The sequence below is a fragment of the Methylocaldum sp. genome, from assembly GCF_039794385.1.
Taxonomy (GTDB): domain Bacteria; phylum Pseudomonadota; class Gammaproteobacteria; order Methylococcales; family Methylococcaceae; genus Methylocaldum.
The window spans coordinates 1-6,811 of sequence record NZ_JBDIVO010000256.1 but is presented as its reverse complement, the minus strand read 5'-3'; the positions used below and the strand labels follow the sequence as shown (position 1 = coordinate 6,811).

5 protein-coding genes, 1 pseudogene and 1 riboswitch are annotated in these 6,811 nt (G+C 59.3%); all 6 genes and pseudogenes read left to right on the top strand.

Annotation, left to right across the window (positions count from 1 at the left end; translation table 11 throughout):
* A pseudogene (locus ABJK70_RS17950) lies at positions 1-450 on the top strand (hypothetical protein); the annotation flags it as partial.
* Positions 451-498: 48 nt separating this feature from the next.
* Entirely contained in the window at positions 499-1,254 is a 756-nt protein-coding gene (locus ABJK70_RS17945; protein ID WP_347258661.1) for a class I SAM-dependent methyltransferase, read from the top strand.
* A gap of 706 nt (positions 1,255-1,960) precedes the next feature.
* Positions 1,961-2,039: riboswitch (cyclic di-GMP riboswitch) on the top strand.
* A gap of 82 nt (positions 2,040-2,121) precedes the next feature.
* Positions 2,122-2,958 (top strand): hypothetical protein, encoded by an 837-nt coding sequence (locus ABJK70_RS17940; RefSeq protein WP_347258660.1) that lies wholly within the window; start codon positions 2,122-2,124, stop codon positions 2,956-2,958.
* A 120-nt stretch (positions 2,959-3,078) separates the two neighbouring features.
* Positions 3,079-3,882 carry a VPLPA-CTERM sorting domain-containing protein gene (locus ABJK70_RS17935; RefSeq protein WP_139841029.1) on the top strand — a complete coding sequence of 268 codons (804 nt, stop codon included), beginning with the start codon at positions 3,079-3,081 and terminating at the stop codon, positions 3,880-3,882.
* On the top strand, positions 3,879-5,552 hold the full coding sequence (locus tag ABJK70_RS17930; RefSeq protein WP_086133620.1) for a sialidase family protein: 1,674 nt from the start codon (positions 3,879-3,881) through the stop codon (positions 5,550-5,552). Before ABJK70_RS17935 ends, ABJK70_RS17930 begins: the two co-directional genes overlap by 4 nt.
* 167 nt (positions 5,553-5,719) lie before the next feature.
* On the top strand, positions 5,720-6,310 hold the full coding sequence (locus ABJK70_RS17925) for a hypothetical protein (RefSeq protein WP_347258659.1): 591 nt from the start codon (positions 5,720-5,722) through the stop codon (positions 6,308-6,310).
* Positions 6,311-6,811 lie beyond the last annotated feature (501 nt).

Below are 6,811 nucleotides of genomic sequence, written 5' to 3'. Positions count from 1 at the left end.
GAGCTCGACGCCCTGACCGGGATCGCCAAAACGGCGGATTTTTCCGGATTGACGGAAGCCGGCGTCCCGGCGGCGGACATTGTTCGGATCGCCCAGGACGTGCTTTCGGCGCGCATCGCCCAGGCCGAAGGCGATCTCGGAAACGCCGCCGCCGCCTTCGAAAGAGCGGCGGCGCTTCAGGAAAAGCTGCCCTATATGGAACCGCCCTACTGGTACTACCCGATACGCCGTTCGGTAGGCGCGCTGCGGTTTCTCCAGGGCGATCTGGCGGGGGCGGAGCGGGAGCTCGATATTTCGCTCCGAGAAGCGCCGAATGACGCCTGGGCGCTCTGGGCGCTGACCGAGGTGTATCGAAAGCAGGGCAAGGACAGCGCCGCAGCAGACGCGGAACGGCGATTGACCAAAACCCGTGCCGATAACGGCGAACCCATCGGGATGGACCGGCTTTGACCGCCCCATGGGTTGGCGGAATTCCAGTCGAAAAAATGCTTCGAAACGATGATGCCGTTCTATGAGGAAGATCTCGCCTATGTTCATCACGTCGGCTTCCCCGATCTGGTGGATGCCGCCGGCGATGAGTTGCTGGCGCTGTTCCGCGCCACGGGTCTCGATTCCGGCCTGATAATCGATCTGGGTTGCGGAAGCGGAACCTGGGCGAGGAAACTGCTGGAGCACGGATATTCGGTTTTGGGCGTCGATGTTTCCGCGCCGATGATCGAACTGGCCCGGCGTACAGCGCCCGAAGCACAGTTTCAAACCGCATCGCTGTACGATGTGGACTTCCGCCCTTGCGCCGCGGTCACGGCCCTGGGCGAAGCCCTGAACTATTGTGCCGACGGAGCGCCGTCGGAAGCGCGCCTTGACCGCTTGTTCCGGAACATCGCTTCCTGTCTGCCGAAAGGCGGCGTTTTCGCATTCGACATCCTTGTCCGCTCGGACGGCGAACCCATGCACTATCGCTCCTGGCGCAAAGGGCCGGATTGGGCGGTGTTGGTGGAGATATCCGAACAGCCGCAGGAAAACCTGTTGATTCGGGACATTACCGTGTTCAGGAAAGGCGGCCACGGCTACCGCCGTTCCGAGGAGCGGCACCGGATCGGCGTTTTGGGCGGCGCCCAAATCGAACGTCTTCTCGCCGGCGCCGGTTTCGAGGTGACCGTCTCACCCCATTACGGCCGCCATCCTCTGGCTCAACGACGCTTGGCATACATCGCCTACAAGAGATCGGATGAAGGACTGCGTCCTGAAGGATAGGCACGAGAACCGAAGAAACCAAGGTATCTTCAAGCACGCAGCGACCGTTTGTGCGGCCGGCAAATGATGCTGATTTGGCGGCCCAGACGAAGTCCAATAATCCATGGTCCGCTGAACGTAGTCCATGGATTACAAATATCGGGAAATATTCCCGCAAAAGCATGAATCACGCAGTTTGTCCCGAATATCCCTGGTGTATTTGTCGATTGCCATCGAATAATTACGTTGTATGCCTTAAGCCTTGCGGGATTTCACAGGACAGACGATTAATGTCAAATAAGACAACAGATTATGATGATGTCATGCGCATTGAATTGCGGCATTTAACCTGCTCCCCACATAATGCGGTATGTCGCGCATTGATATCCGCCATGGGCGCCGGGATACCTACGCATTAACGATACATTTGTTAATGCACTGATACTCGCTGCCTCTTTCCCGTGACATGCCTGTAAATTGGCATGTGTTCCCAGGTAAATTACGCTTTGCTTCCACCGTTCCCCGGTATTTTCAAATTACAGCTTGTTAGTCTCGGAATACCCCTGCTCACTGGCACGGTATCTGCTTTAGCAGCTTGACTTGCCCGATAAGAACGCCAGTTTTCGAGCCTTATTGTCATTGTCATTTCGGCGGTTCTTATCAGCGACGACTGGCGGTTGGGCGCATGCCTGTCCGTTGGCCCAGGATGATATCGGTCTCAGGGACGAGACGCCTTCGCCACCTCCGCCGCGAGGCGGACTCGGAAAGCCGCGGGTCTTGGTATTCAAGACAGCCGGGCCGCCTCTCCTGTGAGAGTTATTCAAGGGCTATGGATTTCTCGAGCCTGCCGCACAACCTCTCGATGTTTCAAATCACAGGAAAAAATCCATGCAAAAATTTGGGGTCAAGAAAATGCAGATCCGACAGACCATTCTCGCAGCGGCTGCCCTGATCATGGCCAATTCGGCCGATGCCGGTGTGTTGCACGGGGGAACTTTTAGCGTTACCTATGCCAACCCGAACAACCTGTTGGAAGGACTAACCATCGGTCCTGGCGGGCTAACCGAATATTATGTCGCGAACTTCTTTCCCAAGGCGGTGGCCGATACTTACTCGACCATTGCGGATATCATAACGGTGCCCACCAACACCTACCCCGCGCCGTCAACGCTCGAATACGTCGTCAATCCCGCCGATCTGACCGGCACCGGAATTCCAACGGGCGCCGGCGGCCGCGCCAACAAGCCCACCACGTTGACCTGGGACGCCAGTCAGGATGCTTTGGTCGACTCGTCCGCCTTTATCGCCAACGGCCAGATCGGGTTGAACGGTGTCGTGATGACCCGTGGCAGTTTCACGGGTACATTGACGTCCGGAGATTACACCTTCGAATACAACGCGAGTCGAAATGACGGCGTCAACAGCGGCTGGACCTTGTGGAACAACACGAGCTTCAGAACGTCCACTTACGATGCCCGCAACATCAGCGTTACCACCAATGGCGATGAATTGCTCATGACCGGGGAACTCTGGTGGTCACCCAATATGACCGCTTTCCTGTTCGGCGGCGACGGCTCGAACTCCGCCGGTAAAGCCGCTACCTTCACTCTGGTTTCGCCTGCCGTGGTTCCGGTGCCGGCAGCGGTCTGGCTGTTCGGCAGCGGCTTGTTAAGCCTGCTGGCCGGCGCCCGCCGAAAGTCGGTCCAGGCGGCTTTATCCGCTTGATCGCCGAATAGAGGCCGTCGACCCGGGCTGCCGAGCCGCCCGGGGAGCCGTCTATCGCGTTTATCCGGCCAATCGGCCGGATAAACGCTCCCACCTTCGACCTGTTACGGACTTATCCTCATGACTACACGCCACCGACTCTCGCGATTCGGCAAAACTCTTGCACCCTGTTTGACATTTCTAGCCGCATGGTTGGCATTCCTTCCGGCAACGGCGACCGCCGCCACCGTTTCCGGCGGCGCATTGATCATGAACCTGGACCGGGATGCGCTGGCCGCCGCCGTCTCCTTGGACGCGACCGATGCGCCTTCCATATATCTGGAGGAATTTTTCGATGCACAAGCCGCGGCGGTGCGCAACAACGCGCAAATTTTGGAAGATCATATAGTGCCGGGCGTCGGCGAAATCCCGGCCACGGGTCTCGAATTCGCCGTCAACGGCGCTACCGTCGACGTCCCGGTCGGCCGGAGAACCAAGCCGACCACGTTGACGTTCGATCCGGGCGATTTCGCGGGCAGCGTCACCGGCGCGATCGGTCTTGGCGGCGTCAGCCGTTTCCGGATCGATACCGGATCGCCGAGCAACCGCATCGTCTCCGGAGACTACACCCTGGAATTCGACGCGGCCAACATCGATGCCGAGACCGGACGCTCCGGCTGGACGCTCTATAACCATTATTCTTTCCGGTCGGAATCCTTCAACTTGTTCAACGTGGCGATGGGGCTCGACCCGAATTCGTTCACCCTGTCGGGCGAACTCGGGGTCGGGCCGGGATGGGAGCATTTTGGCGGCACCGTGGGCGCGATCGTCGGCGATTTCAGTTTTCAAACCACCGTGGTACCGGTTCCGGCCGCGGTGTGGCTGTTCGTATCGGGTCTCGCCGGATTCGGCCTGTTCGGCAGATCCCGGAGTTACCGCGCATGATACGGTCCGGTTTACGCAATCCACATCCGGGACGGCATGCCGCGGTGTGGTCCGGATGGATACTGGCGTTCGCATGCGCCGACGCCGCAGCGACGCATTCCGCTTTTGGTCCTTACATCAGCATCCAGGTCAACGTCGACGCGGCCGGTCAAAACATTACCGGCGATGCGGCCAACGAGCCCACCATGGCGATCAATCCGCTGGACCCCGGCAACATCGTCATCGCCTGGCGTCAGTTCGACTCCGTGCAGTCCTCCTTTCGCCAAGGCGGCTGGGCGCATAGCCAGGATGGCGGTTCCAGCTGGACCTTTCCGGGATCGTTGACGCCTGGACAAGGCCGAAGCAATCCGGTCATCGATGTGGATGCTCAGGGGAACTTTTACTTTCAGAGTCTGCGTTTCGACGAGCAAGGCATCTATATCGAAGACATTCAAGTCATCAAGTCGACCGACGGCGGGCGCAGTTGGCAAGAACCGGTATTCGCCCACGGACGAGGCGGCGACAAAGGCCAGCTCGCGGTAGACCGTAGCGGCGGAATCGGCGATGGCCATGTCTACGTCAACTGGCGCGAAACCGGCGATGACTACTGTTTCACCCGTTCCATCGACGGCGGAGCGAGCTTCGAACTGCCGGTGGGGATTCCCGGTAACCCGAGTTTCGGCACCATGGCGGTGGGGCCGGAAGGCGAGTTGTATATCGCCGGACGGCTCGAACCCAGTGAATGGGACGAAGAGACCCAGAATCGAAACCACTACCAGCACATTTTCTCGAAGTCCTTGGACGCGCGAGATCCGGATTCGATACCCACCTTTACGACGCAGATCCTGGATATCGGCGGTCCCGCTCCTTTATTCAATTTTCGAAACAATCCGAATCGGTACGGTCCCATAGGCGACGTTCAAGTCGACGTCGACCGATCCAACGGGCCGTTGCGCGGCAAGGTCTATGTGCTGGCGACGGTGGATCCGCCCGGCGAAGACAATCTGGACATCAAATTCGTCCGAAGCAGCGACGGCGGCGAGACCTGGTCGGCGCCGATCAGGGTCAACGACGACGAACCCAATAAAGATTCGTGGCAATGGTTCGGCATGATGGGGGTAGCTCCGAACTCGCGCATCGATGCCGTTTGGTACGACACGCGCGATAGCGGCAGCTATAACGTCTCGCGGTTGTATTACGCGTATTCATGGGACGGCGGCGCAACGTGGAGCAAAAACGTTCCGGTCAGCCAGCCTTTCGATACCACGATCGGCTATCCGCACGCTTCCCAAAAGATGGGGGACTATTCGACCCTGGTTTCCAGGAGGGACGGCGCAAGCGTTGCCTATACCGCAACCTTCAACGGCGAGCAGGACGTGTACTATCTGAACGTGTTTCCGGACTGCAACGAAAACGGCGTGTCGGACGTTCTGGATATCGAACAAGGCCGGGCCGGTGACGCCGATGCCGATCATATTCCCGATTCGTGCGAAACGACCCCGCTGGCCGGCGATCTGGACGGCGACGGGGATATCGATCGCCTGGATATCGACCTGATCCTCGCCGTGCGGAATCAATCCGCGTCCGGTCCGGACGATCCCCGCGATATCGACAAGAACGGTACGATCGACGCGCTCGATGCCCGCAAGCTGACCTTGTCGTGTACCCGTCCTCGGTGCGCAGCCGAGTGAGGCATGGATACCTCGCCCTATCCATCGACGGAAACTCGGAAAACCCGGTTTCTGCCCATGGTTCGCGTCGTCGACGAGCGATCGTTCGTCCTGAACTTGGCCAAGAACCGGATCGGAGTTTCCCGAAATCTTTCCCTCAAGGAACTCGTTAACAGGAAACTATCAAGATGCTCGACCGTTACTGTAAGCCTTTAATAGCTGCGCTGTTGCTGTCCGCATCGGGACTCGCCGAGTCCGCGATCACACTGGGGGTCATGCCGGTGGGCCGAACCGGGTGGTCGGTCGCGGTCGGCATCACGATATCCGGACTAGGCGCCGGCGAAGCGCCCTCGCTAGGCAGCTACGATCTGGATCTCAATTTCGATAGCAGCCATTTGGAATATGTCGGTACCAGTTTCGGCGATCCGGTGCTAGGGGACGAACTGGATGTTCTCGATTTCGGGGCAAACGTCACTTCGGTCGGGTCAAGCGGTAGCGGGGTGCTGAACCTGTTCGAACTGTCCTTTGATTCGCCGGAGGACTTGAATACCCTGCAGGCCGACAGTTTTACCCTGGCGGTAGTTAATTTTAATTTCCGGCAAGCCGGCAGCAGCCCATTGAGACTGGCCGTCAACGCACTCGGCGACGCGGACGGAAATGCGTTGACGGCCAACGTGTCGTCCGCGACCGTCGCTCCGGTCCCGCTGCCCTCCGCGTTATGGCTGATGGCCACCGGTTTGGCCGCGGTTTTTCGCGGCCGGGCGCATACAACGAATTGATCGGCTCTCAGCACCGAAGATAGGTGTTTATTAACCCGGCCTATAAATATAGGTCGGGTTAATCCGGGGCAGGGATGCCCCGGCGCGGCGACAAGCCGCGTGAGCCCAGGCCGGGCGTGTACCGGCTTGGGCGGCGGCCCTAAATACCAGGAGGGTATTTACGGGCCTGATCAATAAAGGACCGCACGGTTTGTTTCCGAGCCAGCCGGGCAACCCTGAATCTGCGCGCCCGCCGGTAGCCGAATCGGCACCGGGCGTCACAGATGGACCTGGAGAACAGGCTGGACAAGAACTACCGGGAACCCGGCTCCGGAGCGGATGCGCGGGGCATGAATCCCGTAGCCGGCGTGCGCCTGGAGTTATGAACGGCCGGCCTGACGGCGAGAACGCCGGAACTCCCCGCCCAAAGGCGGATAGGAAAATCCGGCGTCGTCGTGACCGCTCCCGCGGAGATGCGTCGGCAGCCTGCAAGCTCGTTTCGCCGGGATATTATCGGCGAAG